Below are 21601 nucleotides of genomic sequence, written 5' to 3'. Positions count from 1 at the left end.
ACAATGGCATTAGAAAAATTTGACGATATTTATCAACGCGCCGCTGCTCGCAAAGGCGGTGCGGCTAAACTTAATATATTATTAGGCCGAGGTAAGCAAGATCATTTATTACCAACAATAACTGACGACAGATTTTTATCTGAGTTCAGTAAAAAGGTCTTTCAATCAGGTTTTGTTTGGCGCGTAGTGGAAAATAAATGGCCCAATTTTGAAGAAAGCTTTTTCAATTTTACTATTGAAAAAGTCTTAATGATGCCAGAAGAAATGATGGAGCGAAAAGCCAGCGATCCTAAAATAATCCGTAACTTTAATAAAGTTAAAACCATTAAAGCTAATGCCCTGATGATTTTTGACCAGCAGCAACAAGGTCATAGTTTTGCAGAGTTTATTGCCCAGTGGCCCAGTGCTGACATTATTGGCTTATGGGCTTATTTGAAAAAGCACGGTCAACGCCTGGGTGGCAATACTGGGCCTTATGCTCTGCGCGCGTTAGGTAAAGACACCTTTGTTCTCAGCCGAGATGTGGAAGCTTATTTTCGTGCTCACGACATTATTACTGGTGGTATTCAAACAAAATCTAGCTTAAGTGCCATTCAAGCAAGCTTTAATGACTGGCAAACACAGTGTGACTTGTCACTCGGCCAACTCAGTCGTTTAATTGCTTATGCGACAGGTGATAATCATGTTCATTTAGAAGGTGTTATCGATGCTAAATAATATTGCTGTTGCTTACGTAGATTCTGTCGACGTCGAAAAGGCGAAAAAAATTGCCAAAAAATGGCAACTTGATTATATCGGTGATATTGCCGCAATAAAAAATCATCCTCACTTACTGTTTGCCTTACAAATTAATATGCAACGCTTAGAGCTGAGTAAACTTGATGAGCCAAAACTTGGCGCTATTTGCGTTGATTTTGTTGATGGCGCAACCGCCCATCGGCGAAAATTTGGTGGTGGCCGAGGTCAAGATATTGCTAAAGCGGTGGGCTTAAAACATGGTTTTACCCCCAAGGTACTTGATGCCACCGCAGGCTTAGGCCGTGATGCCTTTGTTTTAGCGACCTTAGGTTGTTACGTCACCATGATGGAACGTATGCCAATTGTAGCCGCCTTACTCGAAGACGGTTTAGAACGCGCTAAACTCAGCGCTGAAATTAATGATATTACCGAGCGCATGAGTTTAATTAGCTCGTCATTGATTGCAGATATTCCGTTAACCCATCAGCCTGATGTAATTTACCTTGATCCTATGTATCCGCACCGTGAGAAGTCAGCCGCAGTTAAAAAAGAAATGCGCGTATTTCAATCGCTAGTAGGTGAAGACCTTGATGCTGACAACTTACTAGCACCCGCGATTGCCTTAGCCAAATATCGTGTTGTAGTTAAACGCCCAAGCTATGCACCACCGCTAGCCGGTAAAGCACCATCAACCAGTATTAATATGAAAAAAAATCGCTTTGATGTTTATGTAAATCAAGCGATTCCAAAAAAAAACTAATATAACTATACCAATACTTAACTTTTATAAGTTGGTGAATATTTAAATATATAGTCTTTGTTCATGCATTCACGTGCGCAGTGTATCGCATTACTCTACACTCAAAGCAGATCTATTTAGCTAGTACTGATGGCTTTATAAATACTGCACCCATACTACAAACGATAAAAATTATCTGTGTACTGCGTTAAAATTCTGGTACTTCATAAACCACAACAATAGGAATATTATGATCACATTAAATGCAACTATGCCTGATGGGCAACTTAAAGAATTAAAAGATGGTGAGATGATCACCCACAACACTACTGAGCTTTTTGCTAACAAAAAGGTGGTAATGTTTGCTGTACCTGGCGCATTTACCCCAACCTGTTCGGTAACTCATTTACCTGGCTATGTGGTATCAGCTGATGAATTAAAAGCAAAAGGTGTTGACGCTATTATATGCGTCGCGATTAATGACGCCTTTGTAATGTCAGCTTGGGGTAAAGCACAAAATGCTGAAAACCTAATGATGTTGGCTGATGGCGATGGCAGCTACACCAAAGCACTAGGCCTAGAAATGGACACAGCAGCGTTTGGTGGCTTACGCTCGCAACGCTATTCTATGGTAATTGACAATGGTGTGGTAACAAACTTAAACGTTGAAAAGCCTCAAGAGTTTGAAATCAGTGATGCTGAAACTATTCTCAAACAGCTGTAAAAGCATTTAATCTGCTGTTAAAGAAAAAAGGGAGCAATTGCTCCCTTTTTTATTACCCGTCGTTGCTTACAGGTTACAGCAAGACAAATAAATCTGGAATTAAATAACCTCAACGCTAAGTAAGCAAGCCAACGAATATTAGAGGGCAACAAGCACGTTTTATGGTATCGCACTAGTACGTTATCTCACGTATAATGCTGGCCTTTAAAGCATAAATAAGGGTATTTCGTTGATATTTTCTGATGTAGTTATTATCGGTGCCGGCGCCGCGGGCTTAATGGCAGCAGCCACTGCGGGCTATCGAGGCCGCAGTGTTACTGTGGTTGATATGGGTAAAAAACCAGGCAGAAAAATTTTAATTTCTGGTGGTGGTCGCTGTAATTTCACCAATGAAAACGCCAGCCCAGAAAATTACTTATGCCAAAACCCTCATTTTGCAAAATCTGCCCTTAGCCGTTATAGCGCACAAGACTTTATTGAGCTTGTTGACCGCCATGGTCTTAATTATCATCATAAAACCATAGGGCAGTTATTTTGTGACAACAGTGCTCAAGACATCGTGGATATTTTAATGACCGAATGTGAATGGGCCGGTGTCGATATTGCCATGCGCAGCGAAGTAATCTCAGTCAACAAAAATGCGACCGGATATGAAGTCATTACCGCTGATGAAAGCTACCAATGTGAATCATTAATTATTGCCTCAGGTGGCTTAACCATGCCGAAATTAGGTGCCAGCCCAATTGGCTATAAAGTTGCCGAACAGTTTGGCTTGAAGGTATTGCCGACAATCGCAGCACTAGTGCCTTTTACCTTGCACGATCACGACAAACAAAAATTTGATGGGTTATCAGGCATCAGCATAGCGACTGAAGTTACCAGTGAAGATGGCACAAAATTTAAAGAAAACATTTTATTTACCCACCGTGGTTTATCTGGCCCCGCCATCTTACAAATTTCGTCATTTTGGTGTTCAGGGCAAGCGGTTACTATTAACTTACTGCCAGAGTCACCCATTGATCAGTTAATGAATGAATGGCGTGAAAACAGCGGACAAAAGTCACTAAAAAATATGCTCTCAACTGTATTACCCAAGCGCTTTATTGAAGCTTTAGTAAAACAAAAAGATATTTCTGATAAAGCCATTAACCAAATCAGTAATGACGAAATTACTTACCTAGGCCAATATCTACATCACTGGCAAATAAAGCCCAATGGCACTGAAGGCTATCGCACAGCTGAAGTGACGTTAGGCGGTATAGACACTGACGAAATATCATCAAAAACCTTTGAAGCGAAGAAGGCCAAAGGCTTATATTTTATTGGTGAAGCAATAGATGTAACCGGTTGGTTAGGCGGCTATAATTTCCAATTTGCCTGGAGCAGCGGCGTGGCTTGCGGGCAAGCTGTTTAATTGAATGCTAATAATATAACTAGTTCAATGGAAGTTAAGTTGTCTATTGAACTAGTTCTTTCAGATCGCCTTAGGTAATCTAAAACAATCGCTTTTCAAAACCGTGCTTGAGGAGAGCAGCTTTAAGCTAGCCTGAGTTTTAGTGACCCTAGGTGGGATTAACTTGTTTTTTCCAACAGCAAAAACGACCCTGGCAGAAAAATCATCTCATTAGTAATCAGCTTGAGATAACTTATAATGCTCTTTAATACTTAATCTTTGCTTGGCAATCTCATCAAAGGCGGTTTGGTAGGTTTCTATGACGTTATCTGATGTATTGATATTAAATGCCAAGTAATTCGCATTTTTGTTGACCAACCATACCTGTTCATATTCATTAGCATCAAACTTAAGTTGTGTCGCTAAATGGGTAAAACCATGAGTAGCCACAATAATCATGTCGACACGGTCAGCTTGCATCATTAGAAAGGCTTGTTTTAATTGAGACGCTTTTGCCATATTGGTTGAGGGAAAACCAACTTGCTGCAGTGATATTTCTGAAATATCACCTTGCACTGTTGCAACGGTATGGTCAAAAGTTTGCCCTAAATTGGAAAAATTAAAGTTTTTTGATTTTTTTGCCATTAATACATAGGTAGAGGTAAATAAAGGCCCCACCCATTTAAATAAACGTTCACGAGCTTGAGTTCTAGACATAGCCAATAAAGCGGTATTATTTTTGTTCAAGGTAAATCTGTAGCCACGCACCCAGGGTACTAAAAATATTTTTTGTTCTGGTAGCTCTAGATGCTTCCATATCGCCTTTAATGTATCTACTGAAATCCCCTTAAGCTTATCATTTTCTATATAATTATACGGGGGGTAATTTTCGGTGTAAAAAGTGGTATTTTCAATAGATGATGAATATTGAAATGCTTTTAGCTGAGGCAGCATTAAAAAAAACAACACCATTGATTTTAAAATAAATTTTTTCATTAAAAGATAAATTTTTTCATTAAAAGATAAATATTAAGCTCTAGGTAGTCATGATAACAAAATTTCGCATATTAATTAAGCTTATCAATACCTATATTACCTTTACTTAAGCACCGCTATATTCTTATATATTAAATTCATCTTCCTATGAATAACTAGCCAGGTTACTGAGTTTTTATTGAACAAATACAATCGTTTTTTTAGCACTTTTTTTATTATCTGTTGCGAGCAGTTATTTTTTAATCGCGTATTTCCAAGGTGAAATTATCTTTGTAATCACGCATGCAAACGCTAGCTATGGCATCTGATTTAGTCTTTGATGGCATAATTATGCTTGATAAAGAGCGACCCTTTAGTGGTAAGAGTGAGGAGCGCGTAGAGAAATTTAGCCAGTTAATTTAATGATTTCCCTAGCTATCAATAGGGCAACTCGTATACCTTAGTAGCATTCAAATTTTGACGGAAAATAATCTTGCAGCCAATGATTCAAATCACCGATGTTAATAAGATTTATGCTAGTGGTTTTCAAGCACTTAATAATATTAACTTAGCAATAAAACCTGCTGAAATTTTTGCCTTGTTAGGCCCTAATGGTGCCGGTAAAACCACACTCATTAGTGCTATTTGCGGCATTGTTGATGCAACCTCTGGGCAAATCACCGTTGACGGTAAAGATATTGTTAGCGATTACCGACACACCCGGAGACTTATTGGTTTAGTGCCACAAGAGTTGACCACCGATGCCTTTGAAACAGTGTGGACTACTGTGTCATTTAGTCGTGGTTTATTTGGCAAAAAACCTGATCCCGCTTTTATCGAAAAAACACTTAAATCATTGTCACTTTGGAATAAAAAAGATAGCCGTCTCATCGAGTTATCAGGCGGTATGAAACGCCGAGTGATGATTGCTAAAGCACTGTCTCATGAACCGACTATTTTATTTTTAGATGAACCCACGGCAGGCGTTGATGTAGAACTGCGTAAAGACATGTGGCAATTGGTACGACAATTACGTGACGATGGCGTCACTATTATTTTAACCACCCATTATATTGAAGAAGCGGAAGAGATAGCAGACCGTATTGGCGTGATTAAAAATGGTCAACTTATTTTGGTTGAAGATAAAATAATGTTAATGAATCAATTAGGTACCAAACAATTGATCCTAGATTTAAAAGAACCCTTAACTGAAATACCAGCCAATATGACTGATTTTAATTTACAGCTTAAAAATAATGGGCTGCAGTTAATTTATAGTTATGACACCACCGAAGAGCACACGGGAATTTCTGTTTTACTTCAGCATTTGTCAGTTGCCGGTATTGCCTTTAAAGATATCAAAACCGACCAAAGCTCGTTGGAAGACATATTTGTCTCATTAGTAAAGGAAACAACATGAATCGTTACGCTGTTGCGGCTATTTATAAATTTGAAATGGCTCGCACTAAACGCACTATTTTTCAAAGTATTATTTCTCCTGTAATTTCTACTTCACTTTATTTCGTGGTTTTTGGCTCGGCGATTGGCTCTCGTATCACTGAAATAGGTGGCGTTAGCTACGGTGCTTTTATTGTACCGGGATTAATAATGCTATCACTATTAACCCAAAGTATTTCTAACGCATCATTTGGTATTTATTTTCCAAAATTTACCGGCACTATTTATGAATTACTTTCTGCTCCGGTATCTTCTTTTGAAGTGTTACTCGGTTATGTGGGTGCGGCAGCGACTAAGTCAACGTTATTAGCGTTAATTATTTTAGCCACCGCGCACTTTTTTGTGCCACTTGAAATAGCCCATCCATTTTGGATGTTATTCTTTTTAGTGATGACCGCCATTACCTTTAGTTTATTTGGTTTTATTATTGGGATCTGGGCTGACAATTTTGAGAAGCTACAAGTGATCCCACTGATTATTATTACCCCACTGGTTTTCTTAGGAGGCACTTTTTATTCTGTCAGTATGTTGCCACCTTTTTGGCAAACCGTAACGCAATTTAACCCGGTATTTTATTTAATTAGTGGCTTTCGATGGAGTTTTTATGAAGTGGCTGATGTAAGTTTAATCACAAGTCTTTGTGTGATGGGTGGCTTTTTAGCCTTGTGTTTATTAGCGGTTACTTGGATATTTAAAAGTGGTTATCAAATAAGACGATAATTGTAATAAGATGAATATTTTCAAGGCAAAACAGAGTTTCATTGAATAACTTTTGTCTGTTCTAAGCTAATAAATACTGTTGAAGGATAAATTAATGCTGCCCTTCAGCTTTAATTTTCCTTCTGAAAATTACTCTTCCCTATTTATGACCCACAAAAAATAAAAACGCCCAATGGTTTCATAATAAAAGCAGATTGTTAGTTGGTTATTATCGCAAAGGAAATAATACTTAATTTTCTGCCTCCGTTATGATTCAGCGGCGCTAGTTAACTTAATACAGTTAATAAAAGTTTAAGTTTTGTCATCATTTTAAGATGGAGTATTGGCAATGCTCCATCTTACCTGTCTTAGCTAGAGTTGGTGCAGCTTCAATGTTTAGTTCACAAAGCATCAATGCCTAAATTAAACAGTTTAACCAGACGAGGTTGGTGGTTAGGCACGTTCATATTTAACACATTGCCCACGACAACGCTTTTGCCATTTAAGGGAATCAACGAAACGCTAAGCTAGCAGGCATTGGCTTTATTCGCTGAAAATATTACCACTCAAGTTATAGTGTGGGCATTGCTTACTGGGTTTATTTTAATGTCACTGTTTCTACTTTGGCATTTTTTGTTGAACCACAAAACCGGTGCTAGTTTTTCAAGCTACGGATTGACTTGGAACGGTCTGGTAAAAACATTCTCTCTTGCGCAGTTGTTTTTACCAGCGACTGCCGTGTTACTGTTTGGGTTTATACCGGCAACTTTATTAACGCCATGATCATCACTTGGGTGATTGAAGCTAATCAAGCAATACATTACGCATTCTGATTAATGTTTCGTTAGGCAATACAACCAGCCTGTTACTTAGCGTTCATGAACCCTGTGTGAAATATCCCTATAGCAATATTGACAATAATTCCTTAAATATTCAAAAAGATAATCCAGATAAAAGGTAACAACTGAGCAGGTCGAAAAATGGACTTAAAGGCTGGCAACTTATTACTCGCTAAAATTATTCTGTTATTAATGCGCCTGCAGATACTTTTCAGTATTTTTAATGATAATGTGCTTAAGTAAACATTTTTAAAATCATTGTCTGCAGACTGATAAAGGAAAAATTATGAGTGAGAATAACAAGATAAAAGCATCTGATTTATTTGTGCAAGCACTGGAAGCTGAAGGGGTAGACCATATATTTGCCGTACCAGGAGAAGAAAACTTGGATATGGTCGAATCCTTACGAAAATCATCCATTAAATTAGTCTTAACTCGCCATGAACAGGGCGCTGGGTTTATGGCTGCTACTTATGGTCGCCTAACTGGCAAAGCTGGAGTTTGCATGGCAACACTGGGGCCTGGCGCAACAAATTTAGCAACGCCTGCCGCTTATGCTCACTTAGGGGGTATGCCCTTAATTATGATTACGGGACAAAAGCCGATTAAAAAATCAAAGCAAGGCCAGTTCCAGATTATCGACATAGTTGGCTTGTTTGATCCTATTTGTAAAATGTCTAAACAAATTGTCCACGGTGATACTATTCCGTCATTAGTTCGCGAAGCTTTCCGCCTTTGTGAAGAGGAACGCCCAGGCGCGGTGCTTTTAGAGTTACCCGAAGATATTGCGGCTGAAGATTGTACACCAGGAGTAATGCCCCCCCATAAACGGCTTTATGCTAGCCCTAATGATTTGGCCCTAGAAGAAGCGGTAGCATTAATAAAAAGCGCTAAAATGCCCTTAATACTCATTGGCGCTGGCGCAAATAGGCAAAATGTTCGAGAGGCAATGTGTAGCTTTGTTCACTCAACACGTATTCCGTTCTTTGTTACACAAATGGGTAAAGGCGTAGTTGATGAACGCTCAAGTCTCTTTTTAGGTACTGCAGCGTTATCAGCAGGCGACTATTTACATTGTGCCATTGAACGTGCAGATTTAATTATTAATATTGGCCATGATGTTATTGAAAAGCCGCCATTTTTTATGGAAGAAGGCGCCAAGAAAGTGATTCATATTAATTATAAATCAGCCCAAGTTGATCAAGTTTATTTTCCACAATTAGAAATTATTGGCGATTTAGCGGCTTCTGTTAATGCCTTAAAAAATAAGTTAATGGGAGAGGTTGAGTTCGATAGAAGCTATTTTGATAAAATAAAACTCGCCATTGAGCAGCATATTGAAGTAGGAGCAGATGACGAGCGTTTTCCTATTATTCCACAACGCTTTGTAGCTGATATTCGCAAGGTTATGGGCGAAAAAGATATTATCACTTTAGATAATGGTATGTATAAACTATGGTTTGCCCGTAACTATAAAGCTTATCAACCCAATACCGTATTACTTGATAATGCCCTTGCCACCATGGGAGCAGGCCTGCCATCAGGTATGATGGCTGCAATGCTAAATCCTGACCGACGCGTAATGGCAATATGTGGTGATGGCGGTTTTATGATGAATTCACAAGAATTAGAAACCGCCATTCGTTTAGGCTTGAACTTAGTGGTAACCGTGTTAAATGACAATGCTTACGGCATGATCCGTTGGAAGCAAACCAGTTCTGGTTTTGCTGATTGGGGCTTAGAGTTTAACAATCCTGACTTTATTAAATACGCAGAAAGTTATGGCGCAACTGGTCATAGAATAACTTCTGCTGACAATATTATTGCTACCTATGAAAATGCTTTTTCAGCTGGCGGAGTTCACCTGGTCGAACTACCCGTTGATTACTCTGAAAATCAAAAAGTATTAGTTGATGAATTGGCAGAAAAGGTGTGTTTACTATAGAACTATTATTTTGATATGGCTTGTTAGCAAGCGACTTTTAACTTATTAAAGAGCATATTATGACCGAATTAGACAAAAGCAAAAGCGCTGAAACGTTCGATATTGTTAACCCTTATGATCAAACTTACTTAGGGTCTTTACCGTTAGTCACCTGGGATGATATTGACAAAGATTTAGCTACTGCTCAGCAACTATTTAAAGACCGCCAGCAATGGCTTCCTGCCTTTGAGCGGATTAATATTCTCAAAAAAACAGCGATATTGATTTCACAAAGAGCAGATGAATTAGCGCTTTTAATCGCCAGTGAAGGCGGAAAGCCGCTAGTTGATGCGCGTGTGGAGGTTACTAGAGCTATTGACGGCGTAGAGCTTTGTGCAAAAGAAATATCAACATTAACCGGTACGCAAATTCCGATGGATTTAACCCAAGCTGGTGCGGGCAGAATCGCCTTTACGACCAAAGAGCCGATTGGTGTTGTGGTTGCTGTTTCAGCATTTAATCATCCATTAAATTTAATTGTCCATCAAGTCGCGCCAGCGATAGCTGCCGGTTGTCCTGTGCTAGTTAAACCTGCACGAGATACGCCATTATCTTGTAAAGCATTTGTTGATATTTTACATGAAGCCGGATTACCGGCACAGTGGTGCCGTTTTATTATGTGCGAAACGTCTATCTCTGAAAAAATGATCACCGACCCTCGTGTCGCCTTTTTCAGTTTTATTGGTTCAGCCAAAATAGGTTGGATGTTGCGTGCTAAATTGGCACCCGGTACACGTTGTGCATTAGAACATGGCGGAGTTGCCCCAGTTATCATTGAAGAAAGTGCCGATATTGCAGCGATGATCCCAAGTTTACTAAAAGGCGGTTTTTATCATTCGGGACAAGTGTGCGTGTCTGTACAACGTATTTTTGCGCCTAGGGATCAAGCCAGGGCTATCGCACAAATGTTGGCTGACGGCGCAGAAAAAATTATTGTCGGCAACGCTATTGATGAAGCGACCGAATGCGGCCCTCTTATTCGTCCTAAAGAAGTTGATCGGGTCGAAGCCTGGGTTGATGAAGCCGTATTGGCAGGCGCAACCCTAGTCACCGGCGGTAAACGTCTGGGTGAAAGCACTTATGCACCCACAGTGCTACTTGAACCCCCCGTTGATGCCAAAGTCTCTACCATGGAAATTTTCGGCCCTGTGGTTTGTGTCTATGGCTATGACGATATTGACCAAGCCATTGCTCAAGCTAATTCGTTAGAATATGCCTTTCAAGCCTCGGTGTTTACCAAAAACCTTGATATAGCAATGAAAGCAGTACAGGCATTGGACGCTACAGCAGTAATGGTGAATGACCATACGGCTTTTCGCGTTGATTGGATGCCTTTCGCTGGACGTAAACAATCGGGTTATAATACCGGTGGTATCGCTTATACCATGCACGATATGTCTCAGGATAAAATGGCGGTTATTAAGCTTTAACGTAAGTAATCTGTACTATAACTATCCATTAAAAAAAGAGTCGCTAATTATTAGCGACTCTTTTTTTACAACGTTAACTTAAAAGTTATTGCTCTGCGATAATTCGTTCAACATCTGAACAACGTTATCATGCCAAAAGATAAAGTGTGACTAAACATAACTTGAAAATAGATTAATTAACTATGGACGATTTAACTCATAGCCCTCAAAGCCGATAGCAGAGCTTGGGATATCAATTTATATTACTTTGATAGTGTCGATAATAATTGGCCTCATTCAATATGACTTGGACGAGGCTTTCAGGTTATCAACTTTTTATTAATAGTTATTAACGATAAAACGCTTCAACAGTGCCTTTTACCTTCATCAAAAGTGGCTGTCCACGACGATCTAATGCTTTGTGTGTGGCGACTTTTACCCAGCCTTCACTAATGCAATATTCTTCGACATCTGAACGGTCTTTGCCGTTGAGCGTAATACCAATATCATGCTCAAAAATTTCTGCCACATGATGTGGGCTACGGGGATTGATCGAAAGACGATCGGGTAAAGCGGGTAGCGATTTAGTGTCATTCATGTTGGTGACCTGTAGTAAATAAAAAGTGCGCTATTGTAGGCAATATAAGCATTCCCCTCAATAGTGCTTGGTGTATTTAAAAGCTATTTTAGCTGTATTGCTTGATATTAGATGCTGGGTTAGGCATTTACCTTTCGCTAGCCAGGACTATCTAAGACAGCAATATATGATTTTCATTAGCAGCTTAATATGGCAACAACTAGTAATCGCTCAAATTATATTCTTAAGCCGCATTTATCAAGCAAAATTGTCATCAATACTTTTTAAACATTAGCCTCTCGTTGCCTAGCGCTTAAAAAATCAAACGCTGGTATGACAGGCATACTAGTGGTATAAACGGGCCAGAGCATGAAAATCTGCAGTAATCGCAAAATTTTTGCCTTAAATTTACTGTGCCAACCACTTAAGGCAGTCGCTTGTTATCCGGTGCTATATCACCGTTAAGCTAAGCACTGAAATATAATGAACTTAACCATAGAATTTAATAAACCAGAAATAAAAAGTGCCTTTGACTGGCAATTAGCACAAGAAATTAATGTTAAAAATGACGAAAACCAAGTCATTGCCAAAGCAGAAATTGAAATAATCACTTTAAATAAGCACCGTGGTGCTGACGAAAGCTATGAATTATTAAGCCAGCACGATGCTACAGACTGGGAAGTACCATTAAATTTATTTTTTAAAAAACAAAATGTCGCGGCAGATTTAGTCGAAAAGTTACACGTAAAAATTGATATTAAAGCCAAAGATCATATCTTAATTGAAGCTATTAGTGTCTTACCCGCATATCGTCAGCAGGGTGTTGCTAAATTTTTACTAAAAGAAATTGCCCAACACTACAGCAAAGTGCAGTCAATTTCGGCACTGTGTATGCCAATGAGTTTATTTGTTGATGCACAAGACTGCGAAACACCTGAAAACACCGCCTATTATCAGGCCATGAACTTAACAGCAGACGAGTTAAGCACTGAAGCATTAAGCGCGTTCTTTGAGCGGTCAGGTTTTAGTTATTTAGCTATAGATGACAGTGCGTTGGAAGCACCCTTACCTTTTAAAGTATTTATCGCTAGCCCGCAAACTATCTTGTAGCACTAGCGTATCTAGCCTACTCGTGAAAATAACTCATTCACGAGTATTCGCTTTCTTTTCAACTATTAGTTACACAATAAAATCGTGACTTTATTTAACTGCGGCTTTTTTCCACGTATTGGGCTTTTTGGCTTTTGACTTACGCTTAAAAGCCACTTTGGGTAATTGGGCAAATGACTGTTGCTCTGACTGCTGAATCATCTGCGCTATAGTCGCTGTTAAAGGAGCAATTAAATCTTCATAACGGCTTTTTTTCTCACTAATGTTAGTCAGAGTGGCTTCCCAGTGGGCGGTCATATCAGGCATGGTAGCCGCAACAGGCAAAGCATTGATCAGTGATGTGCCAATCACTGTGGCATTGATATTCTTGCCTTGGCGCTGCAAATAATCACGTTTAAATAATAAGTCAATAATACCGGCACGCGTTGCTTCGGTACCCAAACCGTCATTTTCTCGTAAAAGTTTTTTTATCTCATTGTCACTGACAAACCTAGCAATGCCAGTCATGGCACTAAGTAAACTGGCATCAGTAAACGGCTTAGGCGCTTGTGTCATTCGGCTGATGAGTTCGCCATGACGACAGTGTATTTGCTCGCCTTTAACTAATTTTGGCAATAGTTGATTATTAAGCTTTTCGTCATTATCTTGTGCTGTGTTGTCAGGCTTATTTTTTGCACGCTGAAATAACACCTTCCAACCTTGTGCAATCGGGGTTTTAGCATTAGCTAAGAATTTACCCCCCGCAATGAGCAGCTCAACCCGACACTGGTTATATTGGTATGGCGGATAAAACTGTGCTAAATATTGCCGAACAATCAGAAAATAAATTTTCTTTTCAAATGGGTTCAACGACAACTTGTTCGCTGATTTCTCGGTCGGAATAATGGCATGATGAGCTGTTACTTTGGCGTTATTCCAGGTTTTACTTTTTAACGCGCTATTAGCACCTTGCGCAAACTTGCCATAGTCATCATCAGCGCTGGCTAACATGGCAATAATGCCTTTAGCCTGAGCATGATGTTCATTGGGTAAATAGCGACAATCAGAACGAGGGTAAGTCACAAGCTTATGCTTTTCATACAATGCCTGACAGACATCTAATACCAACTTCGCATTCAATGAGTATATTTTTGCCGCGTCAATTTGCAGTGCTGATAAACTATAAGGCAATGCGGCTGCTTGCTTTTTCTGCTGCTCAATCACTGAGCTTACTTCAGCGGTTTTATGGTCAATACGACGGACAACGTTTTCAGCTAAAGCACGATTAAGCACGCGGCCTTCTTCATCCATATACGGTTGGCAGGCCTCGCTAGGTTGCCACTTTGCAATGAATTGCGCTTGGTTACTGGTTTCTAAGTGTGCGTGCACATCATAAAAGTCTTTCGCGACAAAATGGTCAATCTCTTGTTGGCGTCGCACGACTAAACCTAAAATTGGCGTTTGTACCCTACCCACAGATAACACGCTATTAAAGCCAGCTTTTTGCCCTTGTAAGGTATAAGCTCGTGTTAAGTTAATACCGTATAGCCAATCTGCTCTTGAGCGCGCTAAAGCAGAAATTGATAAGGGCATAAACAATTGATTACTTTGTAAGTTAGCCAGCGATCTTTGCACTGCGGGCAGATTTAAATCACTAATTAACAAACGCTTAGTATTTTGCTTCTTCTTTGCTGATACCTTGAAAAAATCAATAACCTCATCAACTAACAGTTGGCCTTCTCTGTCAGGATCACCCGCATGAATAATTTCATCTGCTTGCTTAACCAGTTTTCGTAACACGGTAAGCTGTGACCGAGTTTGTGCTTTAGGTTTTAGTTGCCATTGCTCCGGCACAATCGGTAAATGGGCCATTTGCCACTTTTTAAATGCGGGATCGTAATCTTCAGGGTTCGCTTGTTCAAGAATATGACCAATACACCAACTGACTACGTCACCATTGGCCAGTGCGATATAGCCTTGATGATTCTTTTGAGGTTTTGGCAATGCGGCGGCAATTGCCCGACCTAAGCTTGGTTTTTCGGCGATATATAATTTCAAGATGAATGCTTATCTGTAGAGCAAAGGCTGCTGATGTTTTAGACAGCCTAGCATTTAAAACTGTTTATTTATACAGTTAAGAAAAAGTTACTTATTAATAACTTTCTCTAGCGCGACTAACCAGCAGTCTCGGCTATTACAAGTGCTTAACCAAGTAATTTTACCTAAGAACCAACCATTAACGACAACAGCGCCTAAAATTTACCACTAAATATTTTACTGTTAGTGAAGTTATGCTATTTTTAAGCTTAATAATCTTAATCTAGAGCAATAGTGCTAATGCCTGCCCTTGATACCAGCCAATGCCCTTTATGCCAACAAAAAAATTTATGTACGGTCAAAGATAATGAACCTTGTTGGTGCGTAAGCCGTGATGTTAAACGCGCATTATTGACACAAGTGCCACCCGCCTTATCTGGAAAATCATGTATCTGTAAAAACTGCATCGATAAATTCAACTTTAACCACGTGATCAACAAGTCTTAAAAATACCTAGGTATTTTTAAATCATTTAACTTAATGCTCACCTAATTACTTGCTTAAATAAATAAACCCAAATAAAAACCAATTTATTTTTACTCAGCCAACTTTTCAAAAAACACCCGCCCTAGCTTTTATTTTGTGGCCTTGGAGTCATGGCTCAACTTGTTCTATCTGCATTAAAATATTAAACAGTAATTATGACAATGCCACGCTAAAGCAAGGTTTTCAACGTATAAGACCAACATAGTGATCTAAGTAGCTTGTGAGCAAGAATATCTTAACTACAATTATTCTAGTTTAATTTAATTTAATTTTACAGGATGTTTCTATGCTCACCTTAACGCTACATTATGCCACTAACAGAAATCACTTAGGTCAACGTTGGGCTCCCGACAGTTATGGACAAGATTTTAGTGCTGACCGACCTAATAACTTACGTTTTGGTCGAGTCACGGTTGAAGTTAGTGCTAATAAAGTAACCGATTACCTGAATGATAAAGTCAATAGTCGCCACGGTGATGGTGAAAGCCTATCAGGCTATATTGAGAAAAAATTACGTAAAAAAAATCTTATTACTGCTTTTGTAGAACCAGAAAACCTCACCAATGCCACAAATTCACCTCTGGCTTCCACAGTGGCTTTTAATGAGCTCAAGAAACAAATGGAACGCAAACGCGATTTGGTGGTTTTCATTCATGGTTTTAATGTTGACTGGTTTGAAGCGGTCGCCTCTGCCATGGCATTAGAGTTAATGTTAAACCGACACTCTCAAAATAATGACAACTTAAAAGATACTAGCGTGTTTCTTTTTACTTGGCCTTCAAACGGCGCTATGGTGAAAAATAAAGCTTATCTATCTGATCGTAACGATGCTAGAGACTCAAGCGTAGCGGTAGCGAGAGGATTTCTTAAATTACGCGACTTTCTGATGACACTCAGACCTAAACATCATGATCCGACGATAAATGAGTGTGGTCAACAACTACACTTACTGTGCCACTCAATGGGTAATTATGTTTTACAACATGCCCTCGTTTCAATAGATAAGCGCAATGACCACAAAAAATTTCCACAATTATTTCAGCATATATTTATGTGTGCGCCCGATATTGATGATAATGTTTTTGAAGATGAACGACCTATGGTTAATTTACATCGATTAGCCAGGCATGTAACGGTTTATTACAATAATGGTGATTTAGCCATGTATATTTCTGATTACACTAAAGGCAATACCGATAGGTTAGGCCATAATGGCACAGCACGACCCTTGCAATTGCACAATAAAATCAGCCAAGTCAACTGCTCTGATATTGTTCGAGGCGTCACCGAGCATAGTTATTATTTATGGGCCACGGTTAATGAAGATATTAGACAAAGTATTGATGATCTTGCTTACGATGACAGCGCACGTAAAAGAAAGTGCAAATCAGCACAAGTTTGGCGCTTAACCTAGCCTGCCTTTACCTTACTTCAATTTAATTTACCTAAGTTCAAGAGCAAAGCTAAACAACGTTCAACAAACGCACACCAATGCTAGGACTTAAGCTAATGCAATAACGAGTGATCATTTAAGATCACGATATCAATGTTATTCTACTTATGATGTCATCATAAGTAGAATAAACTCATTTATTGCTTTAGCGTTTACGTGACTTATGCGGCTTATTCAACTTAGCTTTACTGTTATCGCCAAAGGCCTTTTGTCGACCATGCTTTTTTTGCTGCCCTAAGGTGTTTTTACGGGCTGGTGGGTCAGTTTTAGTTAAATCTGGCTCATAACCTGGTAGCCATTGTTGCATTAAGCGAGTATCTAACACTTTTTCTACCGCTTCTAGCAACCAGGTTTCTGATGGACTCATTAAAGAAATAGCTAAGCCTTCATTACCTGCTCGTCCAGTGCGGCCAATACGATGAATGTAATCTTCAGCAATATAGGGTAGTTCATAATTGATCACATAACGTAAGTCGCTAATATCGATACCACGCGCGGCAACGTCTGTCGCGACTAAGGCGCGAGTTTTACCTGCTTTAAATTCTGCTAAGGCTTTATCACGCGCACCTTGTGATTTGTCACCATGAATAGATTGGGTTTTAATACCATCTTTTGACATTTCTTTTGCTAGTTCATCCGCGCCCAGTTTCGTGCGAGTAAAAATAAGCACTTGTTGCCAGTTTTTGGAACCAATTAAAAATGAAGTAAGCTCACGTTTTCGGTCGCTATCGACAGTATAAACAATTTGCTCTACTTTTGTTGCTGCGGTATTACGTTCACTGACTTCAATAAGTTCTGGATCATTAAGTAAGGTTTTACTGAGTTTGAAAATGGCATCATCAAAGGTCGCTGAAAACAATAAAGTCTGACGCTTTGGCGGTAGACGATTTAAAATACGGTCAATTTCATCCTTAAAGCCCATATCTAACATACGGTCAGCTTCGTCAAAAACAATAGTTTCAAGGTGAATTAACAAAACACTGCCATTAACAATATGGTCTAACAACCGGCCAGGGGTGGCAATTAATATATCAGCGCCTTGTTCAATGGCTTCAATTTGGGGTTTAATACTGACACCACCATAAGCCACCGCAATATTTAGCTCAGTATTTTCAGCATAACTAACAAAGCTTTTATACACTTGCTGCGCAAGTTCACGCGTCGGTGTTAATACCAAGGCTCTAATCGGCCTTTGTGCTGGAATATTCTCGCTTAAACGTTGCAGAATAGGTAAAGCAAAGGCGGCAGTTTTACCGGTACCAGTCTGAGCTCCAGCCATAATGTCTTTATTGGCTAAAATAGCCGGAATGGCTTGCTGTTGAATCGGCGTTGGCTGATCATAGCCTAAGGCTTTGACGGCATCGGTAAGTGACTTATCTAATGCTAGGGACGAAAAACTCATGATGATCTATCGCTTATTAATCGAATGTTGTTTTTGTTTAAGTTCATACTCAAGTTCATCAGGGTAATATACTAAGCCTTGCTCGTCTTGGCTTGGAAACACCACAATAGCGAGTTCGTCATCCGCTAAACCCGTACTCCAACGACTAAACCATTTGTTTAAAGAAATCGCTTCAGGTTGGCAGGCTTGCCAACCATCAGTAGCCCAAGCTTGGGCAAACTCTTTATTCGGCCAAACCGGTACACAGTCCTCTTCTTCGGTGTTTAGCATTACACAGCCATGCTCATCCGTTAAGATCCATAACTCGTTTTGGCTGACCGCTTCATTGATAAAGTAAACAGCGCGCTGCGCGTCATCCATCTGTAATATTTGTTTGATTTTTTCTGGCTCTAACACATGAACTCCTGATGAAAACTATTTTTAAATGGCGGCGCTATTCTACAAAAATTTGCATTTCTTCGCCGATGTTTTTCCGCATTTCCATTAACTTTATTGCGCTGTCATGCTCTTTTTTATCTGCCGCTGTTTTAGGTATCCATTCAGGAACACGCTCAGATTGACCATTCTGATCAACAGCCACCATAATTACAATACAATGCGTAGTGAGTCGACGATTTAATGACTTAGGATCACAGGCATTTACTTTCAACGCTATATGCATGGAAGACTTACCGGTATAAATCACTTTCGCTTCAACTTCTACTAAGCTACCAACATGAATTGGCGCCACAAAACGAATGCCACCCGCATACGCGGTAACACAATAACGACCACTCCAACCTGCTGCACAGGCATAAGCGGCCAAATCAATCCATTTCATTACTGCGCCACCGTGAACTTTTCCACCAAAGTTAACGTCTTGAGGTTCAGCTAAAAATCTTAAGGTTATATCGCGTTGCGGTTGCTTCATGGTGCTTCCTATTTATCAGTAAAATTAGCGCTAACAGTGGTTACAATACTTGCGGTTTAGAGGTACATTACCACCCGTTAAGTCATAGTTGAAATTTAAAGGATAACCATGAAAATTTGGGTTGATGCCGACTCGTGTCCGGTAGTTATTAAAGAGATTTTATTTCGAGCCGCAGAGCGTACTCAAACACTCACAACATTATTGGCTAATCATTACCTAAAAGTACCGCCGTCTAAGGTGATCAGCTTCGTACAAGTGAGTGCTGGCTTTGATGTTGCTGACGATGAAATTGTTAAACGAGCCGAACCAAATGACTTAGTGATAACAGCAGATATTCCTTTAGCGGCTGAAGTCGTCGAGAAAGGCTGCTTAGCACTTAACCCTAGAGGCGAGCTTTACACAGAGGCCAATATTCGTCAACGCCTGAATATGCGTGACTTTATGGATACGCTGCGCTCTAGTGGTATTGAAACAGGTGGAGCGCCACCTATTAGCCAAAGTGATCGGCAAGCTTTTGCTAACAATCTTGATAAGTTACTAGCGCAGCAGTAAGTTAAGCAACTAAACCGCAACGGCAAAAGTTTATTTTACCGTTGCTATTATCATTATTTACTTGGATTAGGATTAATGCGGCGACGTCCGCCACCATTACCATCGCTATTGCCATAAGGGTTACTAGCAGAGCTATTACCGATATGACGTCTGTTTTTTCCAGTAGGTTTATGACCACGAGCATTTTCACCCGAGCGTTGACCATCTTTATGTTCAACACTTTCTGATTTAAATTTTCTTGGCTTTTGCGCTTTTAAAGCGCGTAAATTACGTGACTCTGGTAAGGCATGTACGGGTTCAAAACCGGCAACTACTTCTCTTGCCAAGTGTGTTTGTATGACATGTTCTACATCGTTAAGTAAATCTATTTCATCAGCACAGACTAAAGATACTGCATGGCCAGTAGAACCTGCTCGGCCGGTACGTCCAATACGATGCACATAGTCTTCTGGTACATTAGGCAATTCAAAATTAACCACTTGTGGCAACTGTTCTATATCGATACCACGAGCCGCAATATCAGTAGCAACGAGTACACTAATATTACCCTCTTTAAATTGTGCTAACGCCTTAGTTCTCGCACCCTGACTTTTGTTGCCATGAATAGCAGCGGCTCTGATACCTGCAGCATCTAACTGTTTAGTTAATTTGTTTGCGCCATGTTTAGTTTTCATAAACACGATAACTTGTTGCCAGTCATTCTCTAGAATTAAATGCGTCAGTAAAGCTGCTTTTCTGTTTTTATCAACCGAATAAATTAATTGCTCAACCGATTCAGCTGTCGTGTTTTTTGGGCTAATGGAGATTTCAACGGGATCATTGACTATGCCTTTAGCGAGTTCACGAATATCGGGAGAAAATGTTGCGGAGAATAATAGTGTTTGACGTGTTTTTGGCAACAAAGATAAAATTTTCTTAATATCACGTAAAAAACCCATATCCAGCATTCTATCTGCTTCATCAAGCACCAAAATTTCTAATTGATTAAATCGCACCGCTTTTTGATTATACAAATCGAGTAGACGCCCAGGAGTTGCGACCAGAATATCAACGCCTTGACGCAAGCGCTGCATTTGTGGGTTAATTTTAACACCACCAAAGACTACAGTAGATTTCAATGGTAAGTATTTACCATACATTTCTACGTTTTCAGCAATTTGTGCCGCAAGCTCGCGAGTTGGAGTGATAATAAGCGTTCTAGCCTGGTTTGGACGGACATTATCGCCCTTTGATAACAGCTCAAGAATAGGTAAAGTAAAACCGGCTGTTTTACCTGTACCCGTTTGCGCAGCAGCCATAACGTCTTTACCATCAAGCACGGCAGGAATAGCCTGAGCTTGGATAGGTGATGGCGTATCGTAACCTTTTTCCGCAATGGCTTTTTGAATGGGTGCAGATAAACCTAAATCGGTAAAACTCATAGAATATTCTCTTCTCGCTGTTGGTTTGATCCAATGTCAAACGGCGATGCAGAATACAGTATAGACGGCTTTAGTGCAATGAAAGTGCTTACTCTTCTATCATAAACAGCAACTAAATTTATACTAATGGGGAAGGCAAAGCTAGGCTGTCCTTTAGTGTCTTAAGTATTCCTTCCCTTCCTGTAAAATAAAAAATATCTCACAGGGAAAGAAGCAAGAGAACTACAGAAGGTAAACACTAAAAAAAAGTATTTTTATATGCCTTGATTGCTTACTTATTCACTTCTCATCCTTCCTTTTTGTAAAAATTCACATACAAAAAGAAGAATTATCGGCGGCAAGGCTCTAAAAAATATGATTAATTGGTAGATAAAACGAAAAAACCCGTAACGTAAGTTACGGGTTTTAGAATGGTGGTGGAGGGAGGTGGATTCGAACCACCGAAGGCTGAGCCGTCAGATTTACAGTCTGATCCCTTTGGCCACTCGGGAACCCCTCCACAGGGCCGAAAACCCAGCCTTGGCTGGGTATTCTAAATAGAAGCCTAGCAATGTCCTACTCTCACATGGGAACTCCCACACTACCATCGGCGCTAACACGTTTCACTTCTGAGTTCGGAATGGGATCAGGTGGGGCCATGTCGCTATTGTCGCTAG

19 protein-coding genes, 1 tRNA gene and 1 rRNA gene are annotated in these 21601 nt (G+C 39.8%); 12 read left to right on the top strand and 9 right to left on the bottom strand.

Annotation, left to right across the window (positions count from 1 at the left end):
* Positions 1–3: 3 nt before the first annotated feature.
* The 4 genes from H4J46_RS08835 (at position 4) to H4J46_RS08820 (ending at position 3615) form a co-directional block, all read left to right on the top strand.
* Positions 4–717: a DNA-3-methyladenine glycosylase I gene (locus tag H4J46_RS08835; RefSeq protein ID WP_182233152.1), complete on the top strand. Its 714-nt coding sequence runs from the start codon at positions 4–6 to the stop codon at positions 715–717.
* Positions 707–1498, top strand: a complete 792-nt coding sequence (locus tag H4J46_RS08830; protein ID WP_182233151.1) for a class I SAM-dependent methyltransferase — start codon at positions 707–709, stop codon at positions 1496–1498. Before H4J46_RS08835 ends, H4J46_RS08830 begins: the two co-directional genes overlap by 11 nt.
* 250 nt (positions 1499–1748) lie before the next feature.
* Positions 1749–2201 (top strand): peroxiredoxin, encoded by a 453-nt coding sequence (locus H4J46_RS08825; RefSeq protein ID WP_404851783.1) that lies wholly within the window; start codon positions 1749–1751, stop codon positions 2199–2201.
* A gap of 229 nt (positions 2202–2430) precedes the next feature.
* Entirely contained in the window at positions 2431–3615 is a 1185-nt protein-coding gene (locus H4J46_RS08820; protein ID WP_182233149.1) for an NAD(P)/FAD-dependent oxidoreductase, read from the top strand.
* Between the two features lie 210 nt (positions 3616–3825).
* Here the strand turns inward: H4J46_RS08820 and H4J46_RS08815 are convergent, their stop codons facing one another.
* On the bottom strand, positions 3826–4590 hold the full coding sequence (locus H4J46_RS08815; protein ID WP_182233148.1) for an ABC transporter substrate-binding protein: 765 nt from the start codon (positions 4588–4590) through the stop codon (positions 3826–3828).
* Between the two features lie 481 nt (positions 4591–5071).
* On the opposite strand from H4J46_RS08815, the gene H4J46_RS08810 reads away from it, so the two are divergent.
* From H4J46_RS08810 to H4J46_RS08795, 4 genes are all read left to right on the top strand, one after another.
* On the top strand, positions 5072–5989 hold the full coding sequence (locus tag H4J46_RS08810; RefSeq protein WP_259365776.1) for an ABC transporter ATP-binding protein: 918 nt from the start codon (positions 5072–5074) through the stop codon (positions 5987–5989).
* Positions 5986–6747, top strand: a complete 762-nt coding sequence (locus tag H4J46_RS08805; RefSeq protein WP_182233146.1) for an ABC transporter permease — start codon at positions 5986–5988, stop codon at positions 6745–6747. The genes H4J46_RS08810 and H4J46_RS08805 overlap by 4 nt, the downstream gene beginning before the upstream one ends.
* Positions 6748–7869: 1122 nt before the next feature.
* Positions 7870–9510 (top strand): acetolactate synthase large subunit, encoded by a 1641-nt coding sequence (locus H4J46_RS08800; protein WP_404851782.1) that lies wholly within the window; start codon positions 7870–7872, stop codon positions 9508–9510.
* Between the two features lie 59 nt (positions 9511–9569).
* On the top strand, positions 9570–10979 hold the full coding sequence (locus tag H4J46_RS08795; protein WP_182233144.1) for an aldehyde dehydrogenase family protein: 1410 nt from the start codon (positions 9570–9572) through the stop codon (positions 10977–10979).
* Between the two features lie 328 nt (positions 10980–11307).
* Here H4J46_RS08795 and H4J46_RS08790 read toward each other — a convergent pair whose 3' ends face one another.
* Complete coding sequence (locus H4J46_RS08790; RefSeq protein WP_182135882.1) at positions 11308–11556, bottom strand: DUF3297 family protein; 249 nt, start codon at positions 11554–11556, stop codon at positions 11308–11310.
* Positions 11557–12018: 462 nt separating this feature from the next.
* Between H4J46_RS08790 and H4J46_RS08785 the strand changes: the two genes are divergently transcribed.
* On the top strand, positions 12019–12645 hold the full coding sequence (locus H4J46_RS08785) for a GNAT family N-acetyltransferase (protein WP_182233143.1): 627 nt from the start codon (positions 12019–12021) through the stop codon (positions 12643–12645).
* A 90-nt stretch (positions 12646–12735) separates the two neighbouring features.
* Here the strand turns inward: H4J46_RS08785 and H4J46_RS08780 are convergent, their stop codons facing one another.
* Positions 12736–14682, bottom strand: a complete 1947-nt coding sequence (locus H4J46_RS08780) for a DNA topoisomerase III (protein ID WP_182233142.1) — start codon at positions 14680–14682, stop codon at positions 12736–12738.
* Positions 14683–14961: 279 nt separating this feature from the next.
* On the opposite strand from H4J46_RS08780, the gene H4J46_RS17680 reads away from it, so the two are divergent.
* Both H4J46_RS17680 and H4J46_RS08770 read left to right on the top strand, forming a co-directional pair.
* Positions 14962–15168: a cysteine-rich CWC family protein gene (locus tag H4J46_RS17680; RefSeq protein WP_182233141.1), complete on the top strand. Its 207-nt coding sequence runs from the start codon at positions 14962–14964 to the stop codon at positions 15166–15168.
* A gap of 325 nt (positions 15169–15493) precedes the next feature.
* Positions 15494–16621, top strand: a complete 1128-nt coding sequence (locus H4J46_RS08770; protein ID WP_182233140.1) for an alpha/beta hydrolase — start codon at positions 15494–15496, stop codon at positions 16619–16621.
* Positions 16622–16805: 184 nt separating this feature from the next.
* On the opposite strand, the gene H4J46_RS08765 is transcribed toward H4J46_RS08770, so the two are convergent.
* From H4J46_RS08765 to H4J46_RS08755, 3 genes are all read right to left on the bottom strand, one after another.
* Positions 16806–18062: a DEAD/DEAH box helicase gene (locus tag H4J46_RS08765; protein ID WP_182233139.1), complete on the bottom strand. Its 1257-nt coding sequence runs from the start codon at positions 18060–18062 to the stop codon at positions 16806–16808.
* Positions 18063–18068: 6 nt separating this feature from the next.
* A complete protein-coding gene (locus H4J46_RS08760; RefSeq protein ID WP_182233296.1) occupies positions 18069–18422 on the bottom strand; it encodes a DUF2750 domain-containing protein in 354 nt (117 codons plus the stop codon).
* Positions 18423–18495: 73 nt separating this feature from the next.
* On the bottom strand, positions 18496–18972 hold the full coding sequence (locus H4J46_RS08755) for an acyl-CoA thioesterase (protein WP_182233138.1): 477 nt from the start codon (positions 18970–18972) through the stop codon (positions 18496–18498).
* A gap of 108 nt (positions 18973–19080) precedes the next feature.
* Between H4J46_RS08755 and H4J46_RS08750 the strand changes: the two genes are divergently transcribed.
* Positions 19081–19524: a YaiI/YqxD family protein gene (locus H4J46_RS08750; RefSeq protein ID WP_182135889.1), complete on the top strand. Its 444-nt coding sequence runs from the start codon at positions 19081–19083 to the stop codon at positions 19522–19524.
* Between the two features lie 53 nt (positions 19525–19577).
* Here H4J46_RS08750 and H4J46_RS08745 read toward each other — a convergent pair whose 3' ends face one another.
* The 3 genes from H4J46_RS08745 to rrf form a co-directional block, all read right to left on the bottom strand.
* Complete coding sequence (locus H4J46_RS08745; protein WP_182233137.1) at positions 19578–20945, bottom strand: DEAD/DEAH box helicase; 1368 nt, start codon at positions 20943–20945, stop codon at positions 19578–19580.
* Between the two features lie 414 nt (positions 20946–21359).
* Positions 21360–21444, bottom strand: a tRNA-Tyr gene (locus tag H4J46_RS08740).
* A gap of 43 nt (positions 21445–21487) precedes the next feature.
* Positions 21488–21601 (bottom strand): 5S ribosomal RNA (gene rrf / locus H4J46_RS08735).

This window comes from Colwellia sp. MB02u-6, assembly GCF_014077095.1.
GTDB lineage: Bacteria > Pseudomonadota > Gammaproteobacteria > Enterobacterales > Alteromonadaceae > Cognaticolwellia.
This window is presented reverse-complemented; position numbering and strand designations above follow the sequence as displayed.